This is a genomic window from Skermania piniformis (assembly GCF_019285775.1).
Taxonomy (GTDB): domain Bacteria; phylum Actinomycetota; class Actinomycetes; order Mycobacteriales; family Mycobacteriaceae; genus Skermania; species Skermania pinensis.
In genome coordinates this window covers 1,743,687-1,759,816 of sequence record NZ_CP079105.1, presented here as the reverse complement: position 1 = coordinate 1,759,816, position 16,130 = coordinate 1,743,687, and the positions used below count along the sequence as shown (strand labels likewise).

Sequence of the window (16,130 nt, the reverse complement as noted above, 5' to 3'; positions counted from 1 at the left end):
CACGGTCATCGCGACGCCTCTTCCGACCGGCGCGACGCGAGTTCGGCGAGATCGAAGGACTGCCGCGCCAGCCAGAATCGGAGGAAGTTGGTCAGCGAATAGCGCAGGAACAACGCCGACCCGATCACCGTGTCGGCGATTCCACCGAGGGCCAGGGTCATCGCGTCGCGCTGGGCCAGCGGGTCGGTGGTGCCGTGGCACATCAGGTAGGCGACCACCGTGACCACCAGGCCGCCGACCATCAGGATCACTCCGACCCGCAGCCACAACCTCGCCCGGCCGGCCGCCGGATCCGGGATCTGGAGTTCCTGCATCTCACGGACGAATCGGTCCGCACGGGAGTCGGTCATGCCGGGTCACTTCCTAGGTAGAGGGCGGCCAGTTCATCGCGAATTCCACTGTCCGGGGCTCCGTGTCGCGCTACTCGACCCCGAACCAACACCACCGCGTGGTCGGCGAGATCGAGGACCGCCGCCGCGAACTGCTCGACCACGAGCACCGCGACGCCCTGCGCGGCGATCTCGGCGACCTGCTCGTAGAGCCGGCCGACCACCAGCGGCGCCAGTCCCATCGAGAGTTCGTCGAGCAGCAGCACGGCAGGGTCGGTGGTCAGTCCTCGGGCGAGTGCGAGCATCTGCTGTTCGCCACCGGACATGGTGCCCGCGAGTTGGTTCGCCCGGTCGGCCAGAATCGGGAACCGACCGAACGCAATCTCTTCGATCTCCCCCCGCGGCCGGCCGGTACAGGTCATCATCAGCAGGTTTTCCCGGACGGTCAGGTTCGGAAAGATCCCGCGCCCCTCCGGGATCAGACACACTCCGGCCCGCGCCAGCTCACGCGGTTGCGCGCCGGTCACGTCCCGCCCACCGAGCAGCAGCTGTCCCCCGCTGACCGGGTGCACACCCGCGACGGTCGCCAACACGGTGGATTTTCCGGCTCCGTTCGGACCGAGCAGCGCGGTCACTCGGCCGGCGCGAACGGTCAGATCGACGCCGTGCAGGACCGTGATCGCGTCGTAAGCCGCTCGAACATCACGCAATTCGACCAGTGGTGCCGACGGTCCGGTGTCCACGGTCGCCGCGGCGGGTGGTGCGGTAGCGGCCGTCATGCCGCCCCCAGGTACGCGGCGAGCACCCGGGCGTCGGCGCGAACCGTCGCCGGTGGCCCGGCCGCGATCACCTGGCCCAGGTCGAGTACGTACAACTGATCGCAGACGTCCATCACCAACCCCATGTCGTGTTCGACCAGCAGCACCGCGGTGCCGTCGGCAGCGACCGCACGCAACAACGCACCGAAACGCTCGGTCTCGGCGTGGTCCTGACCCGCCGCCGGCTCGTCGAGCAACAGCAACGTGGGCCGGACCGCGAGCGCACGCCCCACTTCCACCAAACGTGCGGTCCCGGTGGGTAGGTCGTCGGCCGGGGTGTCGGCGACGGCGGCCAGACCGAGGCGCTCGAGCAACCCGTCGACCGTCGCTTCCGCGTGCCGCCGATCCGGGCCGAGGTCGGCAGCGACCAACAGGTTGTCCCGCACGCCGAGTCGGCCGAACAGCTCCAGCCGCTGGAAGGTCCGGGCCAAACCATGCCGCGCGCGACGCGCCGGACCCAGCTTCGTCACGTCGTGACCGTCGATCACGACCCGGCCGCGGGTCGGGGTCCGCAGCCCACAGATCACGTCGAACAGCGTGCTCTTGCCCGCTCCGTTCGGCCCGATCAGACCGGTGACTGCGCCCCGCTCGGCACGCAGCGCCGCACCGTCCAGCGCCCGATTGCCCCCGAACATGACGGTCACGTCGTCAACGGCCAACTGCGACGGCACGGTCGAGCTCCTCCCTGTCCTCGGCCGTCCACGGCCGGCGCACACCCCACCACTCGACCGGTACGACCGTCGAGTCCGGCGCCGGCCGATTCACCGCCCGGTAGGCCAACCGCGCGGCGATCACAGCGATCACCACCCCGGCGACGAAGCCCCAACCGTCCAGCACCTCGAGTAGTCGCAACCCCCACAGCACCAGCACGGCGAGCGCGAGCAGGGGGGCGATCAGGCGATCCCGCAACATCGGCAGCCATTCGGCGCGCAACGGCCGAATCGCTCCGTCGGCCAGCACTCCGCCGCCGAACAGGATGCCGCCCAATGCGGGCAACACCTGTGACAGGCTCAGCAGTCCGGGCCACAGCACCGGAATCACATGCAGCGGGCCGGCGTAGGCCACGCCGGTGAACAACCCTGCGCCCACCGCGCCGAGACCGGCGATGGTGACGATGAGAAAGATCGGCAGCCCGGTGACGAAATTGAACTGATCCGGGGTGACCGCCTGCATCTGCATGCCGTAGAGCGCACCACCCAGCCCGGCGATCGCCGCCGCCAACGCGAATACCGCGACTCGGGCCACCAGGACGTTGCCGCCGAGGGTGGCGTAGGCGGCCTCGCTGTCCCGGAGCGCGATCAACCGACGCCCGAACCGGCTGCGGCGCAGCAGCGCCACGCCGAAGCCGGCGACCGCCAGGCACACCGCCGCGAACACGGTGCACCCTGCGACGGTCTCGATCCGCAGGCCGAACAAGTTCGGACCGACCACCGACACCGAGCCCTGATCGAAGAAGGCGATCCGGATACCGGCCACCTCGAATGCCGGCAGGGTGAAGATCCAGCGATCCAGGATCACCGCGAACGCTGCCGTGGCCAGCGCCAAGTAGACCCCGGACAGGCGCAGCGCCGGAATCGCGATCAGCGCGCCGACCAGGCCCGTGATGCCCATCGCGGCGAGTAACGCCCACCACTGACCGTCCGGGCCGAGATGGCCGTAGGCCACCGCACCGATCCCGGCCAGCCCGAGCTGACACAGCGAGATCTGTCCGGCGAAGCCGAGCAGCGGCACGTAGGACAGCGCGATCACACCCCACGCGAAGATGGCGCCGTAGGTGATGATGTCGGATTCGCTGAGCATGCTGGCCAACATCAGCCCGAACACGACGATCAGGCCGGCGAATACCGCCGAGCCGCCCAGCGTCGGCAGCGGCACGGCGCCCAGCTTTCGGTCCCGCCCGCGCAGTCGACCGTGGGGGAACACCAGCAATGCCGCGAGCAGCAACAGTGCGGGAGCGGCGAGCCGCAGGCCGGGCAAGTACTGATTCTGCGGCAGATAGCCGGTCAGATAACTTTCCAGCAGACCGACCACGACCGCACCCACGAACACCATCGGCAGGTAACGCAGCCGCCCGAAGATGGCGGCGGTGTAGGCGCTGACGATCAGCAGCGACAGTCCGGCGGCGTCCAGGGTGACCGTCGGCGCGATCAGCACGCCACCGATCGCGGCGAGCTCGATGCCGAGCATCCAGGCGATCCGGTTGGCCCGGCGGGGATCCGCACCGGTCAGCCCGACCAGTGCGCGATCGTCGACGGTGGCCCGCATCTCCACCCCGGTTCGGGTCCGGTACAACACCAGCCGCAGCACCACGGCCACCACGACGGCGACCACCATCGTCAACGCTTGATGCCAGGTGATCGTGACCACGCCGAGGTCGATCGCCGGCCGGTCGGCGAAGAACCGCGGCAGCGAGCGCGACTCACTCGGGTTCCAGATCCAGCGCGCAACCACGATCAGCCCGCTGAGCAGCGCGATCGTCATCACCAACTTGGCCGCGTCACCGAGCCCCTGGGCCGGGGCGAGCACCTTGGCGAAGAAAAGCCCGAAAGCCGGCGCGAAGCCGAGCAGGACCCCGGCCAAGGCCAACGGCACCGGCCAGCCCCAGCCGACCGTCAACTGCCAGTAGACGAACGCTGACATCATTCCGGCCGCGCCGTGGGCGAAACTGAACACCCCGGTCGTGGTGTAGGTGAGCACCAGGCCGCTGCCGATCACCGCGTAGATCGCGGCCGTGCTGAGACCGACGATGCCGAAGGCGAGGAACTGCTCCATCAGCGCGTCCCGTTCGTCAGTTCAGATCGGCCATGCTCTTACCGACATCGGCAAGCGTGGTCGGCGTGCCGAAGTCTCCCGTGTACCGGTAGGGAGTAAAGCCGCAGCGGTACAGGCCGTCGGTGTCGGCGCCGAAATCGGCGCTGTGCCAACCATCCGGGCCTGCCTGCTGCACGTTGAAGCACCGCGGCTGATCGGCGAGCGGCTTGGACAGATCGACCGGTGCGACCAAACCCCCAGCTGTCCAATCGGTCTCAGCGCGCGCCGACTCGTAGATGCACTTGCGGGTGAGCTCGTTACCGCAGCTGCTCGCCGACTTTGCGAACAGCAGCCAGGACTGGAATGCGCGCAGCACCTGGAAGGTGATCGGGCTGCCGGGCGCGTACTGCTGGAACAGATCTTTCAGCTCCTGCACCGCCGGCACCTTGTCCGCGGCATCCAGCGGCGCCGTACCGCTCATGTCGAGCACGTTGTTCTGGAACCCGAGCGATCCCTTTGCCTCGTCCAGGAAGGTCTGGTTGTAGGAGTTGGCGTTGGCGTCGATCCAGTCCAACTTGTAATCCATCCCGGTGAGCACATCCTCCAGCTTGGCCAGGTAACGGAAGTCGCCGTAGAAGATGAGGCCCTTGATGTTCTGCGACTTGATCGCCTGCGCGTAGGGAGTCCAGTCCGGGACGCCGGAGATCGGGTACAGGTCGTTGTAGGCGACCTTGGCGCCGGCCGCGGTGAGCGACTCGTCGAGCTTCTCGGCCATCACCTTGGTGATCGGGTTGTCCCCGACGATCATCCCGATCGCGCCTTTGGAGTCCGGATATGCCTCGTTGATCAGCCAATCCTGGAACCCGGTGTACGGGTTGACGTTCTCCGACACCGCAGCTCCGGCACCGACCTGCAGGTCCGAACCGGTGTTCGCCGTCTGGCTCACCTGTGCCGGAAATTCCGGCAGCAGGCAGGAGAGCCGATCCTTCACGCCGAGACTGTCCAGCGCGGCACTGCCGCCGGCCAGCACGAAGTCCTCCCGACAGGCCTCCAGCATGCGCTGACGGACCTCCATCAACTTGGTGTCGTGCAGATTCGCGACCACCTTGCGGCCGTTGATCCCGCCGGCGGCGTTGCACCAGGAGGTGAACACCTTGGCTGCGTCGACCAGGTCCGGATTCTTGGTGAACCCGGTATCGGTGAAGACGCCCACGTCGATCTCGGTGTCGGTGACCCCCTGGGCGGGCGCACCGGACGGGTTGCCGGACTGACAGACATTCGCCAGCGTGCCGAAATCGCCCGACGTCGTCGAGCTGCCGGTCCGACTTTCGGTCGTCTCTGTCGTGCCACCGTCCCGGCCGCAGCCGGCCGCCAGGAGCACGATCGCCAGCACGGCGACAACGATTCGCTGCGGTTTCACCGGATCCTCCTCGGGGCGGCACTGCCAGGTGCGGAAATCATCTTCTCATATCTGGGCAATTACAATAGCGACGGCTGCCGCAAGCCACCGCGAGATCGGCCGACTTCCCCGGCCGTCGGCCCGACCGGCGCCACATCGCCACAGGCCAAAGCCAAGAACATTCCACTCTCTGAAGGAGAATGTTATTCTCATGAACGTGGCGCGGCGTTGCCGTTCCGCTGGTTCGGCACGGTGTGCCGGGCTGTCGAGCGCCGCCGACCGACAACGCCGGCACCGGAAGGGAATCCGTTGGCACACTTCACCAAACCAGCAGCAGGGAGCTGGACGCAGAACTATCCCGAGCTGGGCACGGAGCCGGTGGACTACACCGACTCGATCGATCCCGCCTTCTACGAGGACGAGCGCCAGGCCATCTTCCGTCGGACCTGGTTGAACGTCGGGCGGGTGAACCGGCTGCCCAAGGTCGGTAGCTACTTCACCAAGGAGTTGGCCTGCGTCGGGACGTCACTGATCATCGTCAAGGACCGGGAAAAGCAGATTCGGGCGTTTCACAACATCTGCCGCCACCGTGGCAACAAGCTGGTGTGGGACGACTACCCCGGCGAAGAGACCTCCGGTACCTGCCGCCAGTTCACCTGCAAGTATCACGCCTGGCGCTACGGCCTCGACGGTGAGCTGACCTTCGTGCAGCAGGAGGGTGAGTTCTTCGACCTGGACAAGTCCCGGTTCGGACTCAAAGCGGTGCGCTGTGAGGTGTGGGAAGGTTTCATCTTCGTCAACCTCGACCCCGAGGCCCGGCCGCTCGTCGAGTATCTCGGGCCGCTCGCCAAGGGCCTGGAAGGCTACCCGTTCGATCAGATGAGCGAGGTGTTCAGCTACCGGGCCGAGGTCGGCTCCAACTGGAAGCTGTTCATCGACGCGTTCGCCGAGTTCTACCACGCGCCGATCCTGCACCAGAAGCAAGCGGTGAAGGACGAAGCCGACAAGCTGGCCGGATTCGGTTACGAAGCACTCCATTACGAGATCGCCGCACCGCACTCGATGATCTCGTCCTGGGGCGGAATGGCGCCGCCGAAGGACCCGTCGATGGTGAAACCGATCGAACGCGAGCTACGCAGCGGCCTGTTCGGTCCGTGGGACCGGCCCGATATCGACGGCCTCGAACCGCTTCCGGTGGGCATCAACCCGGCACGCCACAAGGCCTGGGGGGTCGACGAGTTCGAGTTCTTCCCGAACATGTCGCTGCTGTTCTGGGCGCCCGGCTGGTTCCTGACGTATCACTACTGGCCGACCGCGGTGGACAAGCACATCTTCGAGGCCAGCCTCTACTTCGTTCCGGCCAAGAACGCTCGGGACCGGCTGGCTCAGGAACTGGCCGGAGTGACCTTCAAGGAGTACGCGCTGCAGGACGCGAATACCTTGGAAGCCACCCAGACCATGATCGCCACCCGCGAGGTGACCGACTTCCCGCTCAACGATCAAGAGATCCTGCTCCGTCATCTGCACAAGACCGCCCAGCGCATCGTCGAGGAGTACCGCAATGGTCGCGCCCACTGACATCCGCACCGACACCCTCCTGCCGGAACAGTTCGCCGACCTGGAACGCTTCGCGGACTGGGTGCTGGCCACCGAGCCGGAACGCTATGCCAAGCGCCTCGCGTCCAGCATGGACCAGATGCAGGATCTCTACGACACGGTGTTCGCTCGGCTGCAGGACGCCTTGGCATATCTCGACACCTTCGAATGGCCGGACCTGCCCGACGACGCCCGCAACCTGTTCCACCTGCTGCAGTCATTGGTGATGGTGTCGTTCCCGATCGAAGTGTGGAAGCAGCCGCGGGTGCCGGATTCCGGTGCGGCGTATCTGGATATCGTGCACGAACCGATGGTGTGACGTCGATGCCGGCGCTGACCCTGCGAGCGGCCGGGCTGCTCGATGTGGACTCGGGCGAGATCGTTCGACCCGGGCTCCTCCGGATCGAGGACGACCGGATCGTCGGCGTCGGCGGCGACACCGACGGCGACGGCGAGGTCGTCGATCTCGGCGATCTCGTCCTGCTGCCCGGCCTGATGGATATGGAGGTCAATCTGCTGATGGGCGGGCGCGGCGAGACCGGCCTGGCCTCGAGCGTCACCGACGATCCCGCGTTGCGGATGCTCCGTGCCGTCGGCAATGCCCGGCGCACCCTGCGCGCGGGCTTCACCACCGTGCGCAACCTGGGATTGTTCGTCAAGACCGGCGGTTACCTCCTCGACGTCGCACTGGGTAAGGCGATCGACGCGGGCTGGATCGACGGCCCGCGGATCGTTCCGGCCGGGCATGCGATCACCCCGACCGGCGGGCATCTGGATCCCACGATGTTCGCTGCGTTCGCCCCCGACGTCCTGCAGCTGACGCTGGAGGAAGGCATCGCCAACGGTGTCGACGAGGTGCGCAAAGCGGTCCGCTATCAGATCAAGCACGGCGCCCAACTGATCAAGATCTGCGTGTCCGGCGGGGTGATGTCGCTTACCGGTGCGCCCGGTGCGCAGCACTATTCGGATGAGGAGCTGCGCGCGATCGTCGACGAGGCGCACCGGCGGGGCCTGCGGGTGGCGGCCCACACGCACGGCGCGGATGCGGTAAAGCACGCGGTCGACGCCGGAATCGACTGCATCGAGCACGGATTCCTGATCGACGACGAGGCGATCGAGCTCATGGTAAAGCACGGCACCTGGCTGGTGCCCACGACCCGACTGGCCGACGCGATGGACGTGTCGAAGGCCGATCCGAAGCTGCAGGCCAAGGCGGCCCAGATGTTTCCGAAGGCGCGCACGTCGGTGCTCGCCGCCTACCGGGCCGGGGTGAAGATCGCGGTCGGCACCGACGCACCGGCGATTCCACACGGCCGCAACGCCGACGAGTTGGTGGCATTGGTGGATCGCGGGCTGCCGGCCGACGACGTGTTGCGCGCCGCCACGATCCGCGGCGCGGAGCTGATCGGCGTGGACGACCGCGGCCGACTGGCCGCGGGACAGCTGGCCGATGTGATCGGCGTGCCCGGGGACCCGACCGACGACATCGCCGTCACCCGGGATGTGCGGTTCGTGATGAAAGGCGGAAAGATCTATGTCCAGAAGTGACGATCTGCTGGAGATCCAGCAAGTGCTCGCCCGGTACGCGGTGACCATCACCCGGGGCGACATCGAGGGTCTGTTGGCGGTTTTCACCCCGGACGGCAGCTACAGCGCATTCGGCGACACCTACTCGCTCGATCTGTTCCCGGAGTTGGTGGCGGCCGCCCCGAAAGGACTTTTCCTCACCGGACTTCCGGTGTTGGACATCGACGGCGACACCGCCGCCGGCACCCAGCCACTGTGCTTCGTCGATCACGCGACCCACGACATGCGGATCGGCTATTACACCGACGCGTTGGTGCGGACCGACGACGGCTGGCGGATAAAGACTCGCCGGATGACCTTCATCCGACGCAGCGGCGACCACGACGCGGGGATCCCGCATGCTTTCGAGCATTCCCGCACATGAGCGCCGACCCCGTACCCGGCATCGCCGAATTCCGGAGCGGGCTGCAGGCGTGGTTGGGCGAACACGACCTGACGCCGGGCCCGGATCATTCGCTCGACGGCCAGGTCGCCCAGTTGTTGCGGGTGCGAAAGGCCTTGTTCGACGCCGACTGGATGCGATACGGCTGGCCGACCGCGGCCGGCGGATTGGGCGGACCGGCCGCGCTGCGCGCGGTACTGGGTGAAGAGGTCGCGACCCGAGACCTCGCCGAGCCCGGCATCTGGTCGCTGATCGAGGTGCTGGCACCGACGATGATCGACTACGCCCGCCCCGATCTGGCGGCGGAGATGGTGCCACGGCTGTTGTCCGGCGCCGAGCTGTGGTGCCAAGGATTCTCCGAGCCCGAGTCCGGTAGCGACCTGGCCTCGCTGACCACCAGGGCCATCCCCCGCGGCGCGGACTGGGTGGTCTCCGGACAGAAAGTGTGGACCAGCCTCGCCCAGTACGCGGCCCGCTGCGTGCTGCTGACCCGCACCGCACCGGGACACCGCGGGATCACCGCTTTCTTCGTCGACATGGATTCCCCGGGCATCACCGTGCGTCCCCTACAGACTATGCACGGGGTGGACGAGTTCGCCGAGGTGTTCTTCGACGACGTGCTGGTGCCTTCTGATCGAATGCTCGGCACCCCCGGCGACGGCTGGCAGCTGGCGATGGATCTGCTGCCGTTCGAGCGGTCCACCTGCTTCTGGCACCGGATCGCGTACCTGTTCACCCGGCTCGATCAGGTTCTGGCCGAGACCGACTCGACCGATTCGGCCGAGGACCCCGCGCTCGGCGAAGTGTTCACGATGCTGCATACCACCCGGTGCCGATCATTGCTCACCCAACGCCGGCTCGCCGCGGGTGCCCGACTGGGCCCGGAGACCTCGATCGACAAGGTGCTGCTGGCAACCGCCGAGCAACGGCTGTTCGACACCGCGCGCGACGTCTTACCCGGGGCGATAGAGCTGGACGACGACCGGTGGCGCACCGAATTCCTCTACTCCCGAGCCGCAACGATCTACGGGGGCACCGCCGAGATCCAGCGCAATATCATCGCCCGCCGCCTGCTCGATCTCGGAAAGGAGTCGGCGTGACCGCTCAGCTCGACCTGGATCCGGACGAGCTCGCACTGCTCGCCGACACGCTGCGCCGCGCCATGAGCGGCGCCGACGGTCCGGCGCTGGACGCCGCACTCGCGGAACTGGGCTGGCGTGAACTGCTGGACGACGCACCGCAGGTGGCTGTGCCGATGGTGTTCCGGCTGCTCGGGGAGACCGGCACGCACGCGTCGGTGCTGCTCGACGTGCTATCCCGGGCCGGTGCCGATGCCGGCCCGCTACCGTTCGCCGGAAACGGATGGGTGGCCTGGGACCCCGATATCGACGTGGAGATTCTGCCGCTGCGCCGCGTGCCCGACGGCGTCGAGCTTTCCGCCGAGGCGCTTGCCGCCGGCCGGCGGGCGATCGGCTGGTGGTTGCTCGGCGCCGGGAATGCGATGCTGCAGCTGGCCCGCAGCCATGCGCTGCAGCGCACCCAGTTCGGCCGACCGATCGCATCGTTCCAGGCCGTCCGGCATCGCCTGGCCGAGACATTGGTCGCGCTCGACGGCGCCGAGGCAGCCCTGACCGTAGCCGCGGAGGCCGCCGATACCGACGACGGCACGCCGACCGCACTGCTGGCCAAGGTCGCGGCGGGCAACGCCGGGGCCACCGCCGCCCGACACTGTCAGCAGGTACTCGGCGGCGTCGGTTTCACCGCGGAACACCCACTGCATCGGCACGTGCGACGCGTCCTCGCTCTGGACGGTTTGCTCGGCAGCTCACGCGAACTCACCCGCGAAGCCGGCGCAACGATCCGCGCCCGCGGCAGTGCGCCCAGGCTCGCTCGACTTTGACCTCGTAACAGGGGCTGATCCCGGAATAGAATTGCGATATGACCGCCAGAACCGTCGAACTGCAAATGCCCACGGCCGCAGCCTGGGACCGACTGCAGGCCGCTGCCGCATCGCTGGGGACGATCGAGGAAGCGCAGGAAAACTCGCGATTCCTGGTCGTGAAAACACGCTACGGGCTGAATCCGGTGCGGCTGCGGGTATCCGTTTTATCCGGCCCCACAGCCGAAACCAGTCGGTTGGACATTCAGGCGCGGGGCCAGGATATCTGGGGGGTCGCAAGCCGCAAAGTGATCGACCGGCTTTGCGCGGCACTGTGAGTCAGGCACCGTAGATCATCGTCGGTGGAGCCGTGCCGCCCGCCTCGTTGTCGAGCACCCGACTCAACGGGGCGGCGAACAGGGCCAGATCCACCCGCGCGCCGACGACGATGCGCCGGGGTGAACGGCCGGGACGCTCCGGCGGACTGAAGTACCCGGCGAGCACCGACGCGGCGTCGACCCGGTCCGCCGCACCGAGGACAACTCCGGAATCGGTGCGACGCTCGATCGCCGAACGGATCACCCGCCACGGCGAGAGTGGGCCGTACGGCGCGTCGCTGGACGGCGCCACCGGCACCCCGTGCGATGCCAGCCTGGCATACGGGTACAGGCATTCGAGGTCATCGGCTGCGACCTCGCGCAGGTAGGTGTCGCCGCGGGCGTACAGGAACCCGGGCTGGGTCACCACTGCGAGCCCGAGTTGCGAAAGCTGGTGCACCACATCGGGTGGCACCACTGCGGCATGCTCGATGCGATCGCCGGGACGGGCGCCTACCGCACCGAGTACGGCCAGCGTCAACAGCAACGACTCGCGGGTGACACAGTGCACGGCCACCGGCCGGCCATGCTCGCGGGCGGCCGCGATCCGCGCGCGTAGTTCGTCGAACGACGGCAGGTCGTGGTCGTGCAGAAGCAACTTGTACGGGCCGATGTCGAGACCGTCCGGCAGCGTGACACCGAGCGGCGCCCCCAGCAGGGTGATGCGTTGGGGAATCGCGCCGGTCCGGCGCGCGCCGGCCAGCATCTCGATCGCGGTGGCGTCCAGATCCGGTGTCGCATCCGTCACCCCGGTGATGCCGTAACGGGTCAGCTGCCGCCCGACCGCTGCCAGATCCGGGGGTTCGGTCGGGAGGGCCGAGCGTAGCCGTTCGTCGTACCGCCACAGGCGACCGTCGGGCCGGCCCTGCGAGTCCCGACCGACGTCGGAGCCGGCGTCGAGCACTCCCGATACCCGTTCCAGCGCAGCGCTGTTCAGCATCCACAACGCACCACTACGGTGCTGGACACGCACCGGCCGGTCCGGAACGAGCCGGTCGAGAACATCGCGATCCAGCGGCCCGGCCACCGATTCGTGGTACCCGATTCCGCGTACCCATCCGCTTGCCGACGTCCGCTGCAGGGCGGCCCGGAGCCCGGCGAGATCACGCACCGCGGGTGGGCCGCAGTCGACCGACCGCGCGGCCGCAGCCATCGCCAACAGGTGGAGGTGATGGTCGTGGAGTCCCGGGATCAGCGCGCCCCCGCCACCTTCCACGACGGTTTGGGCACCCCGATGCGGCAGTCGGACACCCAGCTGCCGAATCCGACCACCGACCACGCGCACATCGGTCCGGCTACCGTCGACCGCCACGTCGCGCAGCAGCAGTCTCACCGGCTCGACAGCACCCGCAGGTTGTCGGCACCGATTCCGGCCGCCGGCTGTGCCGCCCGCCGACACACCGGCTCGGCGACTGCGATCCGCGCTCGATCGGTCCGCAGCCACCACAATCCCTCCTCCCGAACCACCGAGTGGTCGTGCCCGGTCGTCGCTATCGTCGCCGCATCGTGGGCGACGTGCAGCAGCGACACGTCGATCAGCTGAGCCCGCTCGGCGACCAGAGCCGCGCTCGCCGCCGCGGCGGCACATACGCCGGCCAGCGGATCGGCGACGGCGTCACCGCAGGGCACCGGCTCACCCCGATCCAGCGTTACCAGCCCCGCGCCGGCCGCGGTGTCGTCCCCGAAACCGATCGTGTTCGAGTCGCGGCCGCGGGCGGTGACCGACAGCCAGGAGGTACCGCCGGCGACGACCTCTTCGGCATCGATCCCGAAGTGCGACATCACCCGCGGCCGGGAGCTTTCCAGGACCAGGTCGGCGTCGTCGATCAGCCGGCGGAGCTGATCGAGGTCGTGCGGGTCGCGCAGATCCAGCGCCACCATCGCGTGGCCGCCGTGCAGGAGATCGAAGAACCGGTCGGGTCCACGCCGGGCGCCGTCGGGACGCCCGCGGTTCTCGACCTTGACGATCTCGGCGCCGCCCAGGCCGAGCAGGTGGGCACAGAGCGGACCGGCCCACAACGCGGTGAGATCGACGACGTGTGGACGTTCTCGCCGATGCCGCCGAACCCCGAACTCACGCACCTCGACGCCACGTCGACCCGACCGCGCCGGATCGGGTAACGCCGTACCGGCGAGACCGAGCAAGTGCATTCGTTCGGCCGCCACCGCGGTGGGCGTCGACCGGGCCCACGCTGCCACCCGATCCCACCCGCCACCGGGCCCGAGCGGTGGTCCGGTCACCTCTTGTTCGAGCGCCTCTTGTTCGAGTAACGCCGGCAACAGCTCTCGGTCCTCGACCCGGGACAGGGACAGACCGATCCAGCCATCCGAAGTGCGCAGCGGCCGGAACGATCCACCGCACGACCACGGACCGTTGCGGGTCAGCCGGCTCACCGCTGCCCGCTCGCCGAGCACCGTGACGCCGGGCAGGATCGGGGTAGCGCCGCTGCGCTGGCGCGTGTAGCGGGCTACCCGACGCAACGCCAGGTGACAGACCGTGGCCGGTGCCCCCGGCGCCACCCGCGGCGGACCGCCGGGCCGACCGGTCAACGCCATGGCGCCGGACGCGGCCCACAACTGCGCCTCCGACACGGCGCCCCGACTACTCTCCGGCATCGACCAACCCCCAGTCGAGCGCCGTGGCGCTGTCGATCGGACGCCCGGTCAACGCGAGGAACGCAGTCCGCCAGCGACCGATCCGGCGCGGGATGCCGACCGTCCCGCCCGCGCCGGGCACCAACCCCATCGACAACTCCGGAAGCTGGAACCACGTGTCCGAGCGGCAGACGACCCGGTGCGCGAACGCCGGCACCTCGATCCCGGCACCGATGCACGCGCCGTGCAGATGTGCGTGGACCCGATCGGCAATCCGGTGGACGGCGTAGCCGGCACTCTGCTGCATCCGGATCAGGTGGGCCCGGCTCACATCCTCCGCGGTGCCGAACTCGTCCAGATCTCCTCCGCTGGAGAAGGACACACCGTTGCCACACAAGACCACCCGGCGGATCGACGGATCGATCTCGGCGAGCGCGAGCGCATCGACCAGGCCGTCCCGGATCGATCGATCGAAGGCGTTGCGCCGATGCGGCCGATTGAGGCGCACCACCAGTTCGTCATCGGCTCGTTCCACCAGAACAGGCTCCGCCGTCACCGGTATCGGTGACCGTGGCCGGGTAGCCCGCCAGGTCGCGAACTCGCCGCCGGCGAGCAGCATGGAATACGCGAACGACTCGGCGGCCAATGCGTCGCGAACCGACGCCGCCGCGGTGATCCGCAACAGGTCGACCAGCGCGACCGCCGCGCTGGGCGCGCCGGCGACCGTCGCCCGGATGGCGGCCACGTCGGCGGTGGTCGCCCGCGCCCACGTCCGGCCCGGGCCCGCCGGCGCCAGGGTGCAGTCCAGCGCACCGAGCAGCGGGGCTGCGGCATCGGGCAACGGCGCGCTCGCGATACCGACCAGGACGACCGGGGTCCGGCGCAGCAGCCGGATCGACGCGGACGAGTGCGGCCAGCGCACCCCGTCCAGATCGATCAGGACGAGCGGGTGATGCCTGACGTCCCCGACGTCTGTCACCAATTCGTCGAGTCGGACCGTGATCATCGCCGGCGCCGATCGCGCGGCGGCGGCTCAGCAGGCCGGGGAGTTGCCGCCCTGGACCGCGAGCAGCGCACAGAATGTGGCGGCAGCGACCTTCCAGCTGCCATCGAGCTCTACTGCTTGACCGGTCTGGTCGGGCAGCACCGGATTACCCCCGATCGACAGGGTGTAGCCGACATCGGCGTTGGTCGCGTCTTTCAGCGTGACGGTCCCCACGGCAACCGTGGCGCCCGACGGATTGGCCGCCTGCGCCTGCAGGATCGGGAGGAAGACGTCGCCCTTCTCGACCGCGGTGGCCCGCTCTTCCGGCGGCAGGGTCCCGTCGAAGAAGGTGGTGTACGCCTTGGTAATCGCTGCTTGCGCGGCCGCGGAATCTGCCGGCATGGCCTCCGCAGACGTCGACGCAGCAGACGTCGACGCAGCCGACGACGAGACAGCCGACGAACTCGCCGAGGTGGTGGTAGCGCTGTCACCCGAGCTGTCGTCGGAACTACAACCGGTGACGATTCCCGCTGCCACGACAACCATGCCGCAGCCGGCCACGACCCGCCCGGTGAGCGATGTACGCATGAAACTTCCTCGTTTCTTGGATGGGGTAGCGGGGAAACTCCGCCATTACTTGATGTTGTTTTTCATTTCGGCCAGCTGGGTCAGAATCGGAAAACCGCTGACGCTCAATGCATTCCCGTGCCCGGTTTGATGCACATCGAAGACCGCCTGGATCGCCGCGTAGAAGCCCTGCACGTCGAGGGTCTGATTCACCGCGCGCTTGGCCTGGCGCAGTCCGAAGGGCGGCATCGCCGCGATCTGCGCAGCCAATTCACGCGTACGTTCATCCAGTTCGGCGCGTGCCACCACCCGATTCACCATGCCGGTCTGGCGTGCCTCCTCGGCGGTCACCGGCCGGCCGGTAAACAAGATCTCCTTTGCCTTGCGCGCGCCGAGTTCCCACGTGTGACCGTGATATTCCACACCCCCGATGCCCATCATGACCACCGGATCGGAAAACTGGGCGTCGTCGGCGGCGATGATGAGATCACACGGCCAGCACAGCAACAAGCCACCCGCGATACACCTGCCCTGCACGGCGGCGATCGACGGCTTGGGCATATTGCGCCAGCGCAACGAGTATTCGAGGTAGCGCCTGGCCTCGACCTGATAGATACGTTCCAAGGTGATGGGCCCGGACTCCGCGGGCGAGCTGCCCTTGAGGTCGTGCCCGGCCGAGAAGTGCTTACCCTCGGCCCGGAGCACGACGACCGCCACGTCCGGGTCCGCGGCCGCCTGCTGCCATGCCGCGTCCAACTGGTCGAGCAGCTCGCCGTTCTGCGCGTTGGCCGCCTCGGGGCGGTTCAGCGTGATCGTGCCGATACGGTCTGCGACCTGGTAACGGATAAACAAACTCGGGCTCCTT

17 protein-coding genes are annotated in these 16,130 nt (G+C 68.2%); 7 read left to right on the top strand and 10 right to left on the bottom strand.

Annotated features, from left to right (window positions below):
• Positions 1–5: 5 nt before the first annotated feature.
• From KV203_RS08145 to KV203_RS08125, 5 genes are read right to left on the bottom strand one after another with little or no spacing between them, the layout of a single operon-like run.
• On the bottom strand, positions 6–350 hold the full coding sequence (locus tag KV203_RS08145; RefSeq protein WP_066471510.1) for a hypothetical protein: 345 nt from the start codon (positions 348–350) through the stop codon (positions 6–8).
• Positions 347–1,108 (bottom strand): ABC transporter ATP-binding protein, encoded by a 762-nt coding sequence (locus KV203_RS08140; RefSeq protein WP_066471518.1) that lies wholly within the window; start codon positions 1,106–1,108, stop codon positions 347–349. Before KV203_RS08140 ends, KV203_RS08145 begins: the two co-directional genes overlap by 4 nt.
• Entirely contained in the window at positions 1,105–1,818 is a 714-nt protein-coding gene (locus KV203_RS08135) for an ABC transporter ATP-binding protein (RefSeq protein ID WP_246600755.1), read from the bottom strand. Before KV203_RS08135 ends, KV203_RS08140 begins: the two co-directional genes overlap by 4 nt.
• Entirely contained in the window at positions 1,796–3,919 is a 2,124-nt protein-coding gene (locus KV203_RS08130; protein ID WP_066471520.1) for a branched-chain amino acid ABC transporter permease, read from the bottom strand. Before KV203_RS08130 ends, KV203_RS08135 begins: the two co-directional genes overlap by 23 nt.
• 16 nt (positions 3,920–3,935) lie before the next feature.
• Positions 3,936–5,318 (bottom strand): ABC transporter substrate-binding protein, encoded by a 1,383-nt coding sequence (locus tag KV203_RS08125; protein WP_066471525.1) that lies wholly within the window; start codon positions 5,316–5,318, stop codon positions 3,936–3,938.
• A gap of 288 nt (positions 5,319–5,606) precedes the next feature.
• Here KV203_RS08125 and KV203_RS08120 point away from each other — a divergent pair, with 288 nt between their 5' ends.
• The 7 genes from KV203_RS08120 to KV203_RS08090 all read left to right on the top strand — a co-directional run bounded on the left by KV203_RS08120 (position 5,607) and on the right by KV203_RS08090 (position 11,079).
• Positions 5,607–6,875 (top strand): aromatic ring-hydroxylating oxygenase subunit alpha, encoded by a 1,269-nt coding sequence (locus KV203_RS08120; RefSeq protein WP_066471526.1) that lies wholly within the window; start codon positions 5,607–5,609, stop codon positions 6,873–6,875.
• Positions 6,859–7,212: a hypothetical protein gene (locus KV203_RS08115; RefSeq protein WP_066471527.1), complete on the top strand. Its 354-nt coding sequence runs from the start codon at positions 6,859–6,861 to the stop codon at positions 7,210–7,212. The genes KV203_RS08120 and KV203_RS08115 overlap by 17 nt, the downstream gene beginning before the upstream one ends.
• Before the next feature lie 5 nt (positions 7,213–7,217).
• Positions 7,218–8,441 (top strand): metal-dependent hydrolase family protein, encoded by a 1,224-nt coding sequence (locus KV203_RS08110; protein WP_066471820.1) that lies wholly within the window; start codon positions 7,218–7,220, stop codon positions 8,439–8,441.
• Positions 8,428–8,844, top strand: a complete 417-nt coding sequence (locus tag KV203_RS08105; RefSeq protein ID WP_066471528.1) for a nuclear transport factor 2 family protein — start codon at positions 8,428–8,430, stop codon at positions 8,842–8,844. The genes KV203_RS08110 and KV203_RS08105 overlap by 14 nt, the downstream gene beginning before the upstream one ends.
• The gene (locus KV203_RS08100; protein ID WP_066471531.1) at positions 8,841–9,962 is read left to right on the top strand and encodes an acyl-CoA dehydrogenase family protein; all 1,122 of its coding nucleotides are present in this window, start codon (positions 8,841–8,843) and stop codon (positions 9,960–9,962) included. Before KV203_RS08105 ends, KV203_RS08100 begins: the two co-directional genes overlap by 4 nt.
• Before the next feature lie 62 nt (positions 9,963–10,024).
• Positions 10,025–10,762 carry an acyl-CoA dehydrogenase family protein gene (locus KV203_RS08095; protein ID WP_083530139.1) on the top strand — a complete coding sequence of 246 codons (738 nt, stop codon included), beginning with the start codon at positions 10,025–10,027 and terminating at the stop codon, positions 10,760–10,762.
• A gap of 38 nt (positions 10,763–10,800) precedes the next feature.
• On the top strand, positions 10,801–11,079 hold the full coding sequence (locus KV203_RS08090; RefSeq protein ID WP_066471538.1) for a hypothetical protein: 279 nt from the start codon (positions 10,801–10,803) through the stop codon (positions 11,077–11,079).
• 1 nt (position 11,080) lies between these two features.
• Here the strand turns inward: KV203_RS08090 and KV203_RS08085 are convergent, their stop codons facing one another.
• The 5 genes from KV203_RS08085 to KV203_RS08070 are packed head-to-tail and all read right to left on the bottom strand — an operon-like array spanning position 11,081 to position 16,117.
• Entirely contained in the window at positions 11,081–12,451 is a 1,371-nt protein-coding gene (locus tag KV203_RS08085; protein WP_066471821.1) for an amidohydrolase family protein, read from the bottom strand.
• A complete protein-coding gene (locus tag KV203_RS19585) occupies positions 12,448–13,734 on the bottom strand; it encodes a CoA transferase (RefSeq protein WP_083530125.1) in 1,287 nt (428 codons plus the stop codon). Before KV203_RS19585 ends, KV203_RS08085 begins: the two co-directional genes overlap by 4 nt.
• Positions 13,721–14,719 carry an enoyl-CoA hydratase/isomerase family protein gene (locus KV203_RS08080; RefSeq protein ID WP_066471540.1) on the bottom strand — a complete coding sequence of 333 codons (999 nt, stop codon included), beginning with the start codon at positions 14,717–14,719 and terminating at the stop codon, positions 13,721–13,723. The genes KV203_RS19585 and KV203_RS08080 overlap by 14 nt, the downstream gene beginning before the upstream one ends.
• Positions 14,720–14,746: 27 nt before the next feature.
• Positions 14,747–15,286 carry an MTB12 C-terminal domain-containing protein gene (locus KV203_RS08075; protein ID WP_066471541.1) on the bottom strand — a complete coding sequence of 180 codons (540 nt, stop codon included), beginning with the start codon at positions 15,284–15,286 and terminating at the stop codon, positions 14,747–14,749.
• A 45-nt stretch (positions 15,287–15,331) separates the two neighbouring features.
• Positions 15,332–16,117 carry an enoyl-CoA hydratase gene (locus KV203_RS08070; RefSeq protein ID WP_066471543.1) on the bottom strand — a complete coding sequence of 262 codons (786 nt, stop codon included), beginning with the start codon at positions 16,115–16,117 and terminating at the stop codon, positions 15,332–15,334.
• Positions 16,118–16,130 lie beyond the last annotated feature (13 nt).